Below are 16,853 nucleotides of genomic sequence, written 5' to 3'. Positions count from 1 at the left end.
AATACATGATGAAATTTAGTTTACAGGCTAACGATCCACTATCTAAAGCCAGGGCCGGAACAGTAACCACTGCCCATGGCGAAATACAAACTCCGATATTTATGCCTGTGGGCACAGCTGGAACGGTAAAAGCCGTACACCAGCGCGAACTTAAAGATGATATCGACGCAAAAATCATCCTCGGAAATACTTATCACCTCTATTTAAGGCCAGGACTTGACATTCTAGAAAAAGCAGGCGGTTTGCACAAATTTATTGGTTGGGACCGCCCTATTTTAACTGATAGCGGAGGTTACCAGGTATATTCGTTAAGCAAAGTACGTAAGATTAAGGAAGAAGGTGTAACTTTCCGTTCGCACATTGATGGTTCAAAACATCTTTTTACACCTGAATATGCCATGGATATCCAGCGGACCATCGGTGCCGATATCATTATGGCCTTTGATGAGTGTACGCCATACCCATGCGATTATACTTACGCCGCCAAATCCATCAAAATGACCCATCGCTGGCTGGAGCGTTGCTGCACCCATTTTGATAATACTCAACCTAAATATGGTTTTGATCAAACACTTTTCCCTATTGTTCAAGGTTCTGTATATAAAGATCTGAGAATTAAATCGGCAGAATTTATTGCCAGCATGGGCCGCGAAGGCAATGCAATTGGTGGTTTATCAGTAGGAGAGCCTGCAGAGGAGATGTATGCGATGACAGAAGTGGTATGCGACATATTACCAGTTGAAAAACCGCGTTATTTAATGGGTGTAGGTACGCCGATCAACATCCTGGAAAATATTGCCTTAGGTGTAGATATGTTTGATTGTGTGATGCCAACCAGAAATGCAAGAAATGGCATGCTATTTACCAGAAATGGTATTATCAACATCAGGAACAAAAAATGGGAGAATGATTTTTCTGCATTAGATGCAGAAAGCGATCTACATGCAGATCAGGTAACTACGAAAGCTTATTTGAGGCACCTGGTACATAGCAATGAAATGCTTGGCGCTCAAATTGCTACCTTACATAACCTGCATTTCTATCTTTGGCTGGTAAAACAGGCCAGGGAAAAAATCATTGCAGGTGAATTTTACGAGTGGAAAAACAAAATGGTTAAAGTATTAGGCAATAAGCTATAAAATGAATCTGTTAAAAGGGAGAATAAAAATCATCGATCAGTATATTATCGGGAAATACCTGGGTACATTTATTTATACCCTTGCCATTTTTGTGATCATTATTGTTGTATTCGACCTATCGGAAAAGATGGATGATTTTATGAAAAGCGGCCTGAGTTTTTGGGGAATCCTCTCTAAATATTACGCTGGTTCTATTCCATTCTATGTGAATATGCTTTCGCCGCTGATTAATTTTATTGCCGTAATTTTCTTCACCGCTAAAATGGCTGATCAAACCGAAATTGTACCGATTTTAAGTGGTGGCGTAAGTTTTAACCGGTTCTTATTTCCTTACCTGGTATCGGCCACCATTATTTTCTCGGCCAATCTACTTTCAAATTTATACGTCCTTCCTTATACCAATACCTTAAAGAATAGCTTCGAGAACACCTATGTAAAACGTAATGATCCTTCCACAAAATCAAAAATCCATATGAAACTGGATGACAAAACCTATATCTATATTGATAATTTCGACAACAAAACGAATTCAGGATATCGGTTTTCTCTGGATAACTTTAGTGGAGATGTGCTGACCAAAAAGATCGTTGCGGAAAATATCAAATGGGATTCGCTTAAGCGTAAATGGCAGTTGAGCAATTACTCTATCCGTAAGATTGATGGTCTGAAAGAAACCATGATTTATGGTAACGGCAAACTTAAAGATACCATTCTGGATATGCGTCCTGATGATTTTTCGGCCTATGATAACGTGGTGCAAAACTTAACAACCAAAGAACTTTCTGAGAAGATCAGGAAAGAAAAAATCCGTGGCACAGGCGTAATGAACGACCTTCAGTTTGAAAAATACAAACGTTACCTGCACCCACTTTCGGCTTATGTGTTAACGCTGATCGGTGTTGCACTCTCCTCGCGTAAAGTTCGCGGTGGGGTTGGTGTATCCTTAGGTATCGGAATCTTCATTAGCTTTGCTTACATCGTATTTAACCAGTTTACACAAATGTTTTCGACCAAAGGCGGATTACCTCCTTTCGCAGCCGTTATCATGCCTACACTATTCTTTGGCTTACTAGGTTTTTACCTGCTAAGAAAAGCACCAAAATAACGATGGACATTACCAAAAAGAATTTACTCATCCTCCATCTTACCGTATTTGTTTGGGGCTTTACAGGCGTGCTCGGCAAGTTGATTTCTATCGATGCAGTGCCCATGGTTTGGTACCGTGTAATGATTGCCGCAGCCACACTCTTAGCATGGTTTTTAATTACCAAAAAGAACATTAAGATCAGTAAAAAACAGTTCATCCAGTTCTTTTTAACGGGCGGAGCTGTAGCTATCCATTGGATATTTTTCTTCCATGCCATTAAAGTTTCTACGGTTTCGGTAACCCTGGTTTGCCTGTCTTCTTTTACTTTATTTACGGCAATTTTAGAACCGCTGATCAAAAAACAACCCATACAACCTGGCGATATTTTAATCGGCTTACTCATCATTCTGGGAATATATATGATCTTTAAATTCGAAGGTCAGTATACATTAGGAATAATTTTTGGTCTTTTGGCTGCAGTTGCATCCAGTCTTTTCTCAACCATAAATTCCACGCTGGTACAAAAAAGCGAACCTTCCATCATCAGCTTTTATGAACTTGTTGGGGCATTTTTCTGGATCACACTATATCGTTTATATGATGGTTCGCTGCTGAATACAGGATTCAATCTTAGCGCTCAAAACTGGTTCTACCTTGCGCTGCTGGGCACGCTTTGCACATCTGTTGCATACGTTGCAGGTGTTGCCGTAATGAGAACTTTATCCGCGTTTAGAGTTGCTTTAATTACCAATCTTGAGCCTGTATACGGCATCGTATTGGCCTTTATTTTTTTTCAAAGCAAAGAGCAAATGACAGGTGGATTTTATATCGGCGCAACCATTATATTGGCCTCAATTTTTCTTTATCCCATTTATAAAAATAGAAAGAACCGGCTCTAAAACAAAGCCCTGTAATAGGATATATTTGTCAAAAAGCCAACCGTTTTTTATTAAGATAATTTAAGCCGAACGATCTATTGTATCCCTATATTTTGATGGGTCGATTTTTTTATTCAGATCTGATTCCCAACTAAAGCATGATCAAAAATCTTTAAAAGATAGCGCAGAATATAAGTTGCAAACGGCTCAAAACAACTTACCACAATACCAATTTAGAAGTACTCAAACTTGTCAAAAACTAATCGTTAAAGCCTAGTAAAATACTTTATCCAAGCGATAACAGTTCCATATAAACAAGCGTAAATAAAAAAGGAAACTACGATTTAAAAAATGCAATTTCCCAACAAGAGATGAATCTAAAACACCTCTATTTCGCAACCACTTTACACCACCTCAATAAAGAATACGTTTGCCAAAAATACCCGACGTGATCGCGCCTTCCGTTCAGAACCAGGCAATATTAACTAACTACCTGAAGTTGTAATTATAGCATAACAAAGCTGAATTTTATATCCTTAAATTATACCTTTTTGACAGATAAAACCTATGGAGGATTCAGCAATATCAGCTGAGCAAATACGTAAAAAATACCATCTGGATCAACCTCAAAAACAGAACTATAAACCAAGCTTCAAAATATAATTTCAACTTATCAAAAACGAATAGTTTATGAACGAAATTCCTTTGATGGCCATCTAAATAAACTTTTAAAAAATAGGTTAAATATAAAGCCAATAAAACACAAATTTTGAGCATAAAATAGATTACAAATGATCAATAAACATACGCTAAAAATAGGCCTGAAACCAGAAAAATATAAAAGTTAAAAGATTAAATTTTTCAATGAAAAATTCACTGACAAAACAGCTTCAAATCAACAATAAAAACTACCAAAAACCTAACATAAAAACACTGAAAAACTCAGGATTTATTAGCGCAAAAACCTTATAAAAACTCGTTTGGATCCCAAATAAAAAATATTAATTACATCTTAAAAAAGCAGCGATAAAACAATATTAAATCCAGAGATTTATATCCTAAATTTAATATAAGTAATGCGAACGTATCGTCCTCAAATAAGATAGAACCATCTTAAAGATGCTATACCTCGTCTCAGCATAGCTTTCAATTTGCAATACAAACAATTACTATGTAGCCACAAACAGCGTAGTTTTTTTGGAATTAATCATTATCAAAACACTAAAAATTGAGCGGTAAAACTAAATTGCTGGAGCACTTTTTACGCCTAAAGATGAAGAATTATCAGATCCCACTATTACGATCTGAAAATACATATTGATCAAAAAAAATGCGTTTAAACCATAATAAAGCCACTTTTTACTTCAAAAAATCAAATTTCGATAAAATATCCGGAAAACGCCTTTATTCACGAATATCGCAAGGAAACCGCATTATCCAGGCAAAATGTTATGGTTTTTCAGGCTTAAAGTCAGCAAAAAATATACAGATCATTAAAATTTGAGCCTAATTTATAACTAAAATTTAAGCTCCAAAACCTGAATTTGGTACTTAAAAATTATTGTTTTAAGAATACGTGAACTTCCATCTTAATTTTTTAAACTGATGTAAATCCGGTTAATTCAGCCAAAATCGGGATTCAAAATACTTTAAAACTAAGCTGATATCCTAGCAAAAAAACAGACATTATGTCATTATAAAAATCTTCGCCCCGCCATAATCTGTTTTTTTTCATTTCCCAAAATTTTAAAAACTAACACAACAAACGTTTCAATCATTGATTGATCCAGGTCAGTTTTTGGTATTCAAACAAATCAATTTCGCTGTCAAGCTTTCCTTTAATTTCCCGGGCGTTTGTTAATCTTTCCTAATCATCCATTGACGCGATAAATTCGATACGCTTGGCTTAGCACCGAGAACTGCGATCATCTTCTGCCAGTCATACATAATTTAAAAATGGAAGGAAAAATTTTCAGTAAAATCGATTAATAAGTGTAAATTAATTGGATAAAACTGATTAAAATAAAAATAGCCATTTAAGCAACAACCAGTAGTATATTTTCGCGAATTTTTATTCATAAACGAACATTTTATCAATTCAATTAAATTACAATAATGTTTATAAATCAGATGTTTAAATAAATTTATATAAATTAAAAATTCACATCTTCAAACAACTATAAATTTCAAAAAACTAAATATTTTAGCAAAGATTTTAGATGAGCTTAAAAAAATCAAACAAAAAACTAATTATCAGTTATTTAAGTACAATCACTTTAAGTTTTGTTTCATTATCTGTTTCTGGACAGATTTTCAGCACTGCGCAAAACCCACTTAGTGTAAAATGGAACTACATTTCATCCGGCGGCTTCAAAATCATCTATCCTAAGGAACTGGAAAAAGAAGCTCAAAGAATGGCTAACACCCTACCCTTTATCTATAACAAAATCGGGGTGGGCCTGAACCAGCAACAAACCTCTATCCCACTGCTTTTACAGAACCGGGGAACGGTAGCTAATGGCTTTGTGCAACTAGGACCGAAGAAGTCGGAGTTCTATGCTACGCCTCCACAGTTTTTTGACAGCCAGGATTGGCTGAACAACCTTGCCGTGCATGAACTCAGGCACATTGCACAGTTTGACAAATTGACAGGAACACAGTCGCACCCTTTTCCTGAACTGGTTTACTTCGCATACTTTGGTGCGGGTATACCGATTTGGTTTTTCGAAGGCGATGCTGTGGTGAACGAAACTGCTTTGACGAATTCGGGCAGGGGCCGACAGCCAAACTGGATCATGCCTTACCGGGCTTCACTTCTGGAAGGAAAAAAATTTACCTACAGCAAAGCCTATTTTGGATCGAACAAAGAGGTAACGCCGGGTTATTATCAAACAGGATATTTGATGGTATCTGACATGAAGGAAAAATATGGTCAGTTCATTTCAGACAGCTTACTTGGCGACATCAGGAAAAGACCATGGAGACCGTATCCATTTTCGAAAAGCTTAAAAAAATATACCGGAGAAAATACGCGGCAATATTTTTTATCTACCCAGAACAAGCTGGCAGAAACGTGGAAAAAACAGGAAGAAAAATCTTCCACAGAAAACTATGAAAGGTTAAATAAAAAAACAAAAATAGCAACGCATTATTTCTTACCGGTAAGATTAAATAAAAACCAGATTTTAGCCCTCAAAGAAAGTAAAACTGATGCGCGATATTTCGTCATCATTAATGAGGATCAATCGGAGCAAAAACTATTCGGAATCGGTTATCAGGAACAACCTTGGTTTAGCTTAAAAAATGATCTTTTGGTTTGGGATGAAATCCGCTATGACCCCAGGTACAAACAACGGAGTTACAGTGTGATCTGTTCGTATAATTTAATGACCAAAAAATTCAATAAATTAAGCAGCAAAAGCAGGCTCTTCTCTCCCAGCCTGTCTGAGGATGGAAAGAAAATTATTGCAGCTAAGGTTGAACTTAATAATCAATTTAATTTAGTAGAAATCGATGCCAGCTCAGGAAAGATTTTAAAGACTTATGTAAACCCTGAAAACGAAATCCTGCAAACACCTTCTTTTGACCGGTCAGGAAATAAGGTAGCTTATATCAGCGTAAGCGAGAAAGGAAAAAGTTTATGGCTCGTTGACGGAGATAAAAAATCCATACTCATTTCCAACAGCCGACAACAACTCAGCCGACCGGTTTTTATTCAAGATAAAATTGTTTTCAATGCACACTTTAACGGCATCGATAATATTTACGAAATAGATCCCGTTTCAAAAAAAATCACAGCACTTAGCGCATCGAAATATGGAGCCTTCAACGCTACGGAAAGCGGTGACGGAAAAATCATATTTAATGATTACAAAATCAATGGTTATGAAATTGCCGAGACCACAGTTGTAGAAAAACCAGTTGGCGAAAATAACTTTGTGGATTTTTCGGCAGCAGCAGAAAAGCAGGAAAATGTTGGTAATGTTTTTCAAAACATTCCGGATAGCATTTACCCATCAAAGCGGTACCATACAGCGTTAAATCTTTTCAACATCCACAGTATTGTTCCGGTAATTGACAACGAATATGTTTTTGGTTTAGAACTGCAATCAAACAACCTGCTTAACACAATGGATTTTTATTCTGGCGCAAAATACCACCGGGATTTAAGGCGTTTTGAATACACTGCAGATATCAGCTATAAGGCACTTTATCCTGTATTTAGCATCTTATATCGGAACAGACCTAAACGCACGTTCTACCGCGCTAAAAACACCGTACAACAAGGCGATTGGCGGGAGAACTACATTAAACTTAACGCATCCCTTCCATTATCATTTAATGCACGCAATAACAACTATAGTTTTACCCTGAATACAGCAACCAGTTTTACGCAAAGGTACATGCCTGAAAACATGCCTGCCGGTTTTATACGCGAGCTTAAATTTCCAATGGAGTATAATTTTACTTTTAACCACAGCGTACGCACGACCGAGAGAGACATTGCACCCAGATGGGGGCAGGTGTTCAGGGCAACTTACAATCACCAGCCCTTTGATCAAAATTTAAAAGGAGAAATTTTAGCGCTCGAAAGCTTCCTTTACTTTCCGGGTTTTGCAAAAAACCATTCCTTTCTGGCGAGCTTCAATTATCAAAAAGCAACCGGGGTAAATCAGTACGCAACGGAGATTGCAACTGTTTATGGGTACAACAATATTTTAGCTAAAAGTAAACTACAAAACAGTCTTCTTTTCAATTACCGCTTCCCCTTCGCCTTTCCAGACTGGGAGTTAGGTCCGTTGGCTTACGTGAGAAATTTCAGGGCCGGGCTATTCTGCCATTATGAAAATATCGGTAGCGGCACAACCTTTAACGATCCGAAAACATATGGGGTAGAATTAAATACCAGTGTAAACATTTTACGCTACCAACCTGTTGTAGATTTAGGAGCAAGATTGGTTTTTGTTAATCAGATTTACAATCAAAATCCGATATTAGAGTTTTCATTCAACTATAGTTTTTAAACATGAGCGCAAAAACAATTTCGATAATCATATTAACGGCCTTATTAACCGCCTTCTTATTTTTGAACAGTGATGAGGTGCCATTTAACTTTATCGTTGCAAACGATGTTCAGGTATCCAAGCTGATCGTTATTGGTGTTTGTATCATCGTCGGTTTCATTATTGGCTTTGTGGTAGGCAGACCGAAAAAAACAGTTAGCAGCTATGATGACGAGATCGAAAGGAATCAAACTGTTTCGAATAAAAAAGAATTGAGTGATGAGGACAGGGAGTATATTAGCTAGTGCCAGGATTAACAGGATTACTTGATTGTAAGATCAAGTTGCCTAACATTATTCAATTTCAGAATCGCGGTGCTTTAGGATTGTGCTGTTTCAATATTATTGGATTTCAAAACTTTATAGTTTAACTTAGCCGTAAAAAACATCCCTATTTCTTACAATAAATTTTAATTTATTAACATGAAGTATGGAGATTTAACCGGGCGAATCATTGGATGTGCAATGAGGGTCCATTCTTATTTAGGTTCGGGTTTTCAGGAAAAGATATATCAAAGGGCTTTGGGTATTGAAATGGAAATTGACAAATTATCCTATAAGGAAGAAATGACAATGACCATTTTTTATCGGGATATAAAAATCGGTTTTAGAAGAGTAGATTTTTTCGTCGAAAACGAAATCATGGTTGAATTAAAAGCCGTATCCGAATTGAATGACGCACACCTTGCGCAAGCAATTAACTATCTCGAAGCATACAAATTACCCGTAGGATTATTGATCAATTTCGGCAGCAGGAGCTTGACCTTTAAAAGGGTTTATAATACGAAGCACCCAGATAACAAGCGCTAGGACTAGTATGATTTAAGGATGATAAGATTCAAGTGTAAACAACGGGATGAAGTTGGCCAGGATTAATGTGATTCAAGGCAAAAGGATTTAAATACTGATAAAAACATCTATGAAACTTAATCCTGAAATCCTTATAAGGATGGTGAGATGAAATGCTAATAAAAATAAGTCACTAACCCTGATCTTGAAATCCTATCATCTTAAAAATCCTGGCTAATCGCCGTCATAATTTCCCCATAAAGAAGTCCGCTTCCCCCTCCATAATGCTGGATAATTTTTACATCGGGTTTAATTTCAGTTAATTTTGCCATCAACACCTTTTCACATCCTTCATCAATTCCATTTCCGAGCAGAACCAGGTCTATGTGCTGTTCCCTGCAAATGGAAATGGCTTCATCATCTGAACACACGCAGATTCCTTTCCACTCCGGTCTGGCATTTAACAATCGGTTCATCACAGTCGTAATTTCAGTATCCCTGCCGATATAAAGTATGGTAGTTTGCATATTTTTACATAAATAAACCCCGCAGGTTTAAAATCTGCGGGGTTTGGTTAAATTATTCTAATTCAATTCCATCGGCACATCCATTAACAATACCTCTGCATCTGCAGTATTGGCTTTAAAACTGATTTTATCGGTATCCCAAACACCCAGACCATCTCTTTTGCTCAACACTTGTCCGTTTATGGTTACTTCGCCATTGATCACAAAAGCATAAACACCGTTGCCAGCTTTTTTGATTTTGTATTCAGTTTCAAATCCTGCATTGAATTTACCTAATGAAAACCAGGCATCCTGATGGATCCATACACCGGCATCATCTGCGTTTGGCGATAAAATCTGCTGGAAGTTATTGTGTCTGGCTTCCACATCCAATGTTTGCTGATCGTAACGTGGCGTAACATTTTTCTTATTCGGAAATAACCAGATCTGCAGTAAATTTAGCTGCTCATCTGCATTGGCATTAAACTCACTATGGCTTACACCTGTTCCGGCACTCATCACCTGGATTTCTCCGTTTTTAATAACGGCCGAATTACCCATACTATCTTTGTGTGCAATTGCACCGGCTAACGGAATGGTAATAATTTCCATGTTATCGTGCGGATGGGTACCAAAACCCATACCACCATCAATCAAGTCATCATTTAAAACCCTTAAAACCCCGAAATGCATTCTTTCCGGATTGTAGTAATTAGCAAAACTGAATGAGTGATGCGCATTTAACCAGCCATGATTGGCATGACCCCGGGTGTTTGCTTTGTGCAAAATAAACTGTGACATAAATTTCCTTTCTTATTTATGATACAAATTTACAGCAGTGATGTTTAGCAGGCATTGATGTAGGGTAAGAAAGTTTGGCGCGGAGCGGAGAGCGCAGAACCTCTGGGATTGATTTAACTAAGCATTCAGCTTTGCAGGTATACTGCCTCGGTTAAGCACGTCATAGCATTTGAAATTCTTTCCACATCAATTGAAAGGCATATAAATTCAAATCATTAAAGATAATTTATCCTTAACATGGTTTCAGTTTTAAGTTTATCTCTACCCCTTAAACTTGCGCTAATTCAACCAGAACAATCAACCTTATAAACTCATGCAAAAAAACATGATCGGGATGCTATTGGTGTCCTGCCTATTTACATTTTCCTGTGAAAAGAATACCTTGACAGCAGATCAGACCATTACGACAAATCAAAACAAAAACATACTGACGGTCGGTACGGCCGCAGTTAGCGCTGCTGCAAGCGTAAATACTTATTCTAATACATCGGCTTACATCAGCTCCGGTTTTTCATTTTTAAACCCTACACAAATTGACAAAAACCGCCAGGCGATTGGTGGTAATGCCTATACTGAAGTATATGGCTTTAATGTGCCGGAAGAAAACCGGATAAGGGGGATCAGATGGAATGAAGATGATGAAACCACTTCGATCTGGCGGCCACAGGGTATTGCAGGTTTCTCCAGAAATGGGGTGCGTTATTTGCTAGTGAGCTGGTATGCAAAAGATGCAGCTGAGAGCAAAGGATCAAGGATAAGCCTTATCGACATTAGTCCAAGTTCCGGTACTTACTTAACTTACAGACACATTTTACTGGTACAGCCTACCCTACCAACCGGGACGTTAGACTATACGCAATACGGTTCGTATGCACCATTAAATGTACATGCAGGTGGAATCGCTTATTTTAATGGAAAAATTTATTTAAGCAGCACGAGTTTAGGCCTAAGGGTATTCGATTTAGATAAAATCATCGAAGTAAGCTCTGGAACCGGCACCGAAAATAAATGCGGCAAAGATGCCGGTGGCAATCTTTATGCTTTTAGTTACAGATATATTCTCCCACAGATAGGTTACTATAAAATCAATGACGCAAGTCCGTTTTCTACCGTTCAGGTAAATTACGAAAATAACCAACTATGGACGGGTCAGTATTATGCTGGCAGTGCCGATGCCTCAATTGTACCTAAAATATTTGGATTTCCAATTGACAGCTCCGGAGAATTGCAAAATTCGGGTATACAAACCGTGATCCCTAAAAACAGTTTGTTTGCTTCCGATCATGCACATGGCATACAGGGCGTTTTTAGAAAAGGCAACAGAACATGGCTCTCCTGCACAGGATTACCCAGCGAATCATACGGATCTACCGCCCGCCTGGCCAGATACACCGATGGCGACACCAATACGGTAAGATACCGGTGGCCTTACGGAGCCGAATCCTTATATCTTGAAACGCAATATGGATATTTATGGAGTTTAACAGAATTCGAACCCAACGCTGGTGCCAATAATGGAAGTCAGGTTAACCGTTGCATATTTGCAGTTGATTTCTCCAAATATGAATAAAATAGTGACTCAAAGCAAAAAAAAGGGAGATGTAAATAATCCTCCCTTTTTCATCATTTATTTTTGAGATTAAACTAAGCCAATGCCTGCTCAATATCAGCCAAAATATCGTTAATATGCTCCAATCCAATAGATAAACGGATAGATCCCTGCTCAATCCCCACTTCATTGCGCTGCTCTTCAGTGAGCTTGCTGTGCGTACTTGTTGCAGGATGCGTCGCAATGGAACGGGTATCAGCCAGATTTGCCGAGATCGAAAACAGCTGCAAACCATCCATAAATTTACGTGCGGCATCGATACCGCCTTCAACAACGATGGTTACAATGCCCCCGCCTTGTTTCATTTGCTTTTTAGCAATATCATATTGAGGGTGCGATGGTAACAAAGGATATTTAACCAGCTTAATTTTCGGGTGCTTTTCTAAATATTCAGCAACTTTCAAAGCATTTTCGCAATGGCGGTCCATACGGATGGCCAGGGTTTCTAAACTTTTAGACAATACCCAGGCATTGAAAGGCGACAATGCTGGTCCGCTGTGACGGGCAAAACCAATTACATCGGCAATCAGTTCTTTAGCACCTAAAATAATCCCTCCCAATACACGGCCTTGTCCATCGATGTATTTGGTAGCCGAATGAATGGAAATGTGAGCACCCAACTTAATTGGCTGCTGCAGATATGGCGTGGCGAAGCAATTATCCACAACCAGCAACAGCTGATATTTTTTAGCCAGGTTCCCCAGGAACTCCAGATCAATAATATCAATACCAGGATTGGATGGGGTTTCAACAAAAATCATTTTGGTATTAGGCTTAATCAAAGCCCCCCAATCCTGTGGTTTATCCAGATCGGCATAATCAAAAGTTACACCCCAATTCGAAAAAACATTGGTTAACAACTGGTGTGTAGAACCAAAAACAGAGCGGCTTGATACCAGATGGTCGCCATTTTTCAAAAATGCACCAAACGTGGTAAAAATTGCCGCCATACCAGTCGCTGTAGCAAATCCATCTTCTGCTCCCTCCAAAAGACACATTTTTTCGATAAACTCTGAAGTATTTGGATTTGAATAACGGCTATAAACATTCCCCTCCTTTTCATTGGCAAACAATGCACGCATTTCTTCTGCATCATCGAACTTATAACTCGAAGTTAGATAAATCGGCGATGAATGCTCCTTATGTAAACTGCGTTCGGTTTGTGTGCGTATAGCTATGGTTTCAAAATTTTCGGATTTCATTTTATTGTGAGATATGAGATATGAGATTTGAGATGTTAGACAGAAGATTTTCACCCTAAACCCTACACCATAAACCTTTTTTACCCCTTATTAATGGTATAAGTAAAATTAATTGTGGCTGAACGGCCTAAAATATTCGATACGGAGCAGTATTTATCGAAAGTCATGGCTAATGCACGCTCCACTTTCTGGGTGCTTAAATCACCGAATAAATCGAAGCGGACATCAATTACATCAAAAATCGGCGGCATTTCTTCCTCTTTTCTTGTGGCATTTATAGCGATTTTAATATCATCAAGCGGCTCCTTCTGCTTGGTAAGCACATTTACCATATCAATGCCACTACAGCCCCCTAATCCGATAAGTAACATTTCCATCGGCCTGAAACCTTTTCCCTCGCCACCAATAGCCGCTTTTGCATCCAGCTCTACCGTAAAGCCGCTCTCGTTTTCTGCTTCAAAATTAAATTTCCCGCTTTTGCGGACTAGATTTATATTCATATCGATAGTATCAAGTATTTAGTATCAAGCATCAAGACGCATTTGCTTTAGTCTTTCTGCTTTAACCTTTAAGCTCTATTTAAATATTATAATAAACTATATTGTTTTCTTCCAGTTCAGGCAATTTAACCGGATGGTCGAACATTGCAAAAACCGACGAACCGCTACCACTCATTAAAGCGAATGTTGCGCCTGCATCGTATAAACTGGTTTTTATTTGATGAATTTGGGGATACTTTGCGAATACCGATGGCTCGAAATCGTTGATAACCTTATTTTTCCATGTTGTTGGATGCAAATGTATCATTTCTTTTAACGATTGCAAAGGTTTTTGCGGTTTTACATGGGCGTAGGCATCGGCCGTGCTGACATGTACAGGCGGCTTCACCAAAACTTTAAACCAGGCTGACAAATCTACTTCGCACTTTTCAAATTCATCCCCCTTACCAAAGGCATAAACAGGTTTGTTTTCAATAAAAAATGCACAGTCAGCGCCTAATTGACGAGCATAGCCCTCCATTTTATCAACAGACAGCCCCAAACTGAATTTATCATTTAAAAGTTTGATCAGAAAAGCACAATCTGCTGATCCGCCACCCAAACCTGCGCCAACCGGAATGTTTTTTAACAAATTAATTTGCTGAGCAGGAATATCATAATCCTTTTTCACTAACTGATAAGCTTTGAAACACAGGTTATCATTCGGATCGCCGGGGATATCAATACCATGAATTTTGCAGGAAGTTACTGCTGCATCGGTAATCTCAACCGCGTCCTTAATGTTGATCGGATAAAATACCGTTTCTAGGTTATGGTAACCATCGGCACGTTTTTCGGTGATATTTAAACCTAGGTTTATTTTCGCGTTGGGGAAAGATAGCATATTAGTCCAAAGTCGTGAGTCGTAAGTCTTGAGTCCTAATTGCAAACACAGCAACGACCATCATTGCAAACATACAATGTTATGTTTTGATAACAAAGTATCAGAAAATAAACAATTAATAAATTTTAAAAGCGCGTAGTGTCAATAACTAAAATATTTAACTTTTGATAAATTTTCGATATTTGTAAATTATAAAAACAGTATGAAACAATATTTAGATTTAATGCAGCATGTGCTTGATCATGGCGCGCAAAAGCACGACCGTACGGGCACCGGAACCATAAGCGTTTTTGGCTATCAGATGCGTTTTAACCTGCAGGAAGGCTTTCCTATGGTGACGACGAAAAAACTGCACTTAAAATCTATTATCCATGAACTGATCTGGTTTTTAACCGGCGATACCAACATTAAATACCTGAAAGACAATGGCGTACGTATCTGGGATGAATGGGCTGACGAAAACGGTAACCTGGGACCGGTTTATGGTTCACAATGGAGAAGCTGGCCCACGCCAGACGGACAGCACATCGATCAGATTACCAATATCATTAACACCATAAAAAACAATCCCGATTCTCGCAGGATTATTGTTTCTGCCTGGAATGTAGCTGAAATAGAACATATGGCTTTGCCTCCTTGTCATGCTTTTTTTCAATTCTATGTGGCTGATGGAAAGTTAAGCTGCCAGTTATATCAGCGAAGTGCCGACATTTTTTTGGGTGTACCTTTTAACATTGCGTCTTATGCGTTACTCACCATGATGGTGGCTCAGGTTTGCAATCTTGAAGCCGGAGATTTTATCCACACCCTGGGCGATGCGCATTTGTACAATAACCATATTGAACAGGCCAACCTTCAGTTAAGCCGCGAGCCTAAACCACTTCCAACAATGAAAATCAATCCCGAAGTAAAAAGCATTTTTGATTTTAAGTTTGAAGATTTCACATTGGAGAATTATGAGGCGCATCCTCATATTAAAGGTATTGTTGCGGTATAATATTTGTTCATTGGTCATTAGCCAATTGTTCATTTGTTTGGGTGCAGAACTGAACAGCTGATTTTATAGATCATCCCGAAATATAAAATTCACTTAAACTGTATGAAAAATGAACTACAAACTAGAGGACTTAGAAGTTTATAATCTATCTGAGTTAATATCTGATAAAATATGGGATATTGTTATGAGATGGGATTATTTTGCGAAAGATACCATCGGAAAGCAAATATGCAGGGCAGCTGATTCTATCAGTGCAAATATTGCAGAAGGGTATGGCCGATATCATTTTAAAGAGAACAAAAACTTTTGTTACTATAGCAGGGGCTCAGTCTTAGAAGTAAAATCTTTTCTAAGGAAATCAAAGAACAGAAATTTAATATCTGAAGATTGTTATTCGGAACTTTATGCTGAACTACAAATTATCCACTTAAAACTGAACGCTTATATTAAGTATATTGGCAAAAACCTAAATAAATTTTAACTTATCGTTGATGCATGTCCGAACCTGGTATAACAAACTTTGCTTAATACGCCATGCAGGCACTAATAAACGAATGACCAATGACAAATAAACCGAAAAACCTCTCCATCGCTGTAGCAATAGGCGAAAATTACGCAATAGGTAAAAATAACCAGCTTTTGTGGCACATGCCGGCTGATTTAAGGTTTTTTAAACAAACAACATCTGGACACACCGTTATTATGGGCCGCAAGACGTTCGATTCTGTAGGCAAGCCGCTACCAAACCGCAGGAACATTGTGATTACCAGCGATACTGAATTAAAAATTGAAGGTGTTGAAGTGGTAAATAGCTTAGATGAAGCTTTAGCAATCAGCAAGACAGAAGAAAAACCAGTATTCATTGTTGGAGGGGCAGAGATTTACAGACAAGCACTACCTAAAACGCAAACACTTTATTTAACGACCATTCACCATCATTTTGAGGCCGATACTTTTTTCCCGGAAATTGATCGGAAAGAATGGAAGGTGATCAGCAGCGAAGCCCATAAAGCCGACGAAAAAAACAAGTATGATTATACTTTTGAGGTTTTAGAAAGAATTTAGTTCAAGTTAACCGCAAAGAACACAGAGATTTTCGCAAAGAACGCAGAGCATCTTCTTTACCAGTTATCCTTTGCGAATAGAACCACTACCCCTGCCATCTAAACCCGATGGCAATGAGCATGAAGCGCAGCGAAATAAAATGGACAGCGGGACTTTCGGAGCCTAAGAAACACAGGTATTGCTTTTCAATAAGAAATCTATTACTTTGTCTTTTTCTAAGAACCCATCTATGAAAGATGCTTCGTGCCTCAGCATGACAGAAGAAAAAGATTAAAACATGACCAGGCTAGAATAAAGCCTAAAGCTGCTGTAATTGCTTTCCAAATCTATCTCAT

General features: G+C 38.1%; 15 protein-coding genes. 10 read left to right on the top strand and 5 right to left on the bottom strand.

Annotated elements, in window-relative coordinates; translation table 11 throughout:
• Positions 1-8: 8 nt before the first annotated feature.
• The 6 genes from tgt (at position 9) to DV942_RS20810 (ending at position 8,976) form a co-directional block, all read left to right on the top strand.
• Complete coding sequence (gene tgt / locus DV942_RS20835) at positions 9-1,139, top strand: tRNA guanosine(34) transglycosylase Tgt (RefSeq protein ID WP_145861899.1); 1,131 nt, start codon at positions 9-11, stop codon at positions 1,137-1,139.
• A 1-nt stretch (position 1,140) separates the two neighbouring features.
• Complete coding sequence (locus DV942_RS20830) at positions 1,141-2,244, top strand: LptF/LptG family permease (RefSeq protein WP_145860717.1); 1,104 nt, start codon at positions 1,141-1,143, stop codon at positions 2,242-2,244.
• Positions 2,245-2,246: 2 nt separating this feature from the next.
• Positions 2,247-3,125, top strand: a complete 879-nt coding sequence (locus DV942_RS20825; RefSeq protein WP_145860715.1) for a DMT family transporter — start codon at positions 2,247-2,249, stop codon at positions 3,123-3,125.
• 2,198 nt (positions 3,126-5,323) lie between these two features.
• Positions 5,324-8,128, top strand: a complete 2,805-nt coding sequence (locus DV942_RS20820) for a TolB family protein (RefSeq protein ID WP_145860712.1) — start codon at positions 5,324-5,326, stop codon at positions 8,126-8,128.
• A 2-nt stretch (positions 8,129-8,130) separates the two neighbouring features.
• Positions 8,131-8,412 (top strand): LapA family protein, encoded by a 282-nt coding sequence (locus DV942_RS20815; protein ID WP_145860711.1) that lies wholly within the window; start codon positions 8,131-8,133, stop codon positions 8,410-8,412.
• A 177-nt stretch (positions 8,413-8,589) separates the two neighbouring features.
• Entirely contained in the window at positions 8,590-8,976 is a 387-nt protein-coding gene (locus DV942_RS20810) for a GxxExxY protein (protein ID WP_145860709.1), read from the top strand.
• A 200-nt stretch (positions 8,977-9,176) separates the two neighbouring features.
• Here the strand turns inward: DV942_RS20810 and DV942_RS20805 are convergent, their stop codons facing one another.
• Complete coding sequence (locus tag DV942_RS20805; protein ID WP_145860707.1) at positions 9,177-9,482, bottom strand: response regulator; 306 nt, start codon at positions 9,480-9,482, stop codon at positions 9,177-9,179.
• Between the two features lie 57 nt (positions 9,483-9,539).
• Positions 9,540-10,262, bottom strand: a complete 723-nt coding sequence (locus DV942_RS20800; RefSeq protein ID WP_090987499.1) for a pirin family protein — start codon at positions 10,260-10,262, stop codon at positions 9,540-9,542.
• Positions 10,263-10,575: 313 nt separating this feature from the next.
• On the opposite strand from DV942_RS20800, the gene DV942_RS20795 reads away from it, so the two are divergent.
• On the top strand, positions 10,576-11,832 hold the full coding sequence (locus DV942_RS20795; protein ID WP_145860705.1) for a hypothetical protein: 1,257 nt from the start codon (positions 10,576-10,578) through the stop codon (positions 11,830-11,832).
• A 74-nt stretch (positions 11,833-11,906) separates the two neighbouring features.
• Here DV942_RS20795 and DV942_RS20790 read toward each other — a convergent pair whose 3' ends face one another.
• The 3 genes from DV942_RS20790 to ispE all read right to left on the bottom strand — a co-directional run bounded on the left by DV942_RS20790 (position 11,907) and on the right by ispE (position 14,456).
• Positions 11,907-13,073: a trans-sulfuration enzyme family protein gene (locus DV942_RS20790; RefSeq protein ID WP_145860703.1), complete on the bottom strand. Its 1,167-nt coding sequence runs from the start codon at positions 13,071-13,073 to the stop codon at positions 11,907-11,909.
• Between the two features lie 80 nt (positions 13,074-13,153).
• Positions 13,154-13,573, bottom strand: a complete 420-nt coding sequence (locus DV942_RS20785; RefSeq protein ID WP_145860701.1) for an OsmC family protein — start codon at positions 13,571-13,573, stop codon at positions 13,154-13,156.
• 79 nt (positions 13,574-13,652) lie between these two features.
• Positions 13,653-14,456: a 4-(cytidine 5'-diphospho)-2-C-methyl-D-erythritol kinase gene (ispE, locus tag DV942_RS20780; protein ID WP_145860699.1), complete on the bottom strand. Its 804-nt coding sequence runs from the start codon at positions 14,454-14,456 to the stop codon at positions 13,653-13,655.
• 202 nt (positions 14,457-14,658) lie between these two features.
• Between ispE and DV942_RS20775 the strand changes: the two genes are divergently transcribed.
• From DV942_RS20775 to DV942_RS20765, 3 genes are all read left to right on the top strand, one after another.
• A complete protein-coding gene (locus DV942_RS20775; protein ID WP_145860697.1) occupies positions 14,659-15,453 on the top strand; it encodes a thymidylate synthase in 795 nt (264 codons plus the stop codon).
• A 109-nt stretch (positions 15,454-15,562) separates the two neighbouring features.
• Positions 15,563-15,934, top strand: a complete 372-nt coding sequence (locus DV942_RS20770; RefSeq protein WP_145860695.1) for a four helix bundle protein — start codon at positions 15,563-15,565, stop codon at positions 15,932-15,934.
• 80 nt (positions 15,935-16,014) lie between these two features.
• Positions 16,015-16,518, top strand: a complete 504-nt coding sequence (locus DV942_RS20765) for a dihydrofolate reductase (protein WP_145860693.1) — start codon at positions 16,015-16,017, stop codon at positions 16,516-16,518.
• Positions 16,519-16,853: the final 335 nt, after the last annotated feature.

Origin of the sequence: Pedobacter suwonensis, assembly GCF_007833675.1 — a bacterium.
Lineage (GTDB): Bacteria > Bacteroidota > Bacteroidia > Sphingobacteriales > Sphingobacteriaceae > Pedobacter > Pedobacter suwonensis.
This window is presented reverse-complemented; position numbering and strand designations above follow the sequence as displayed.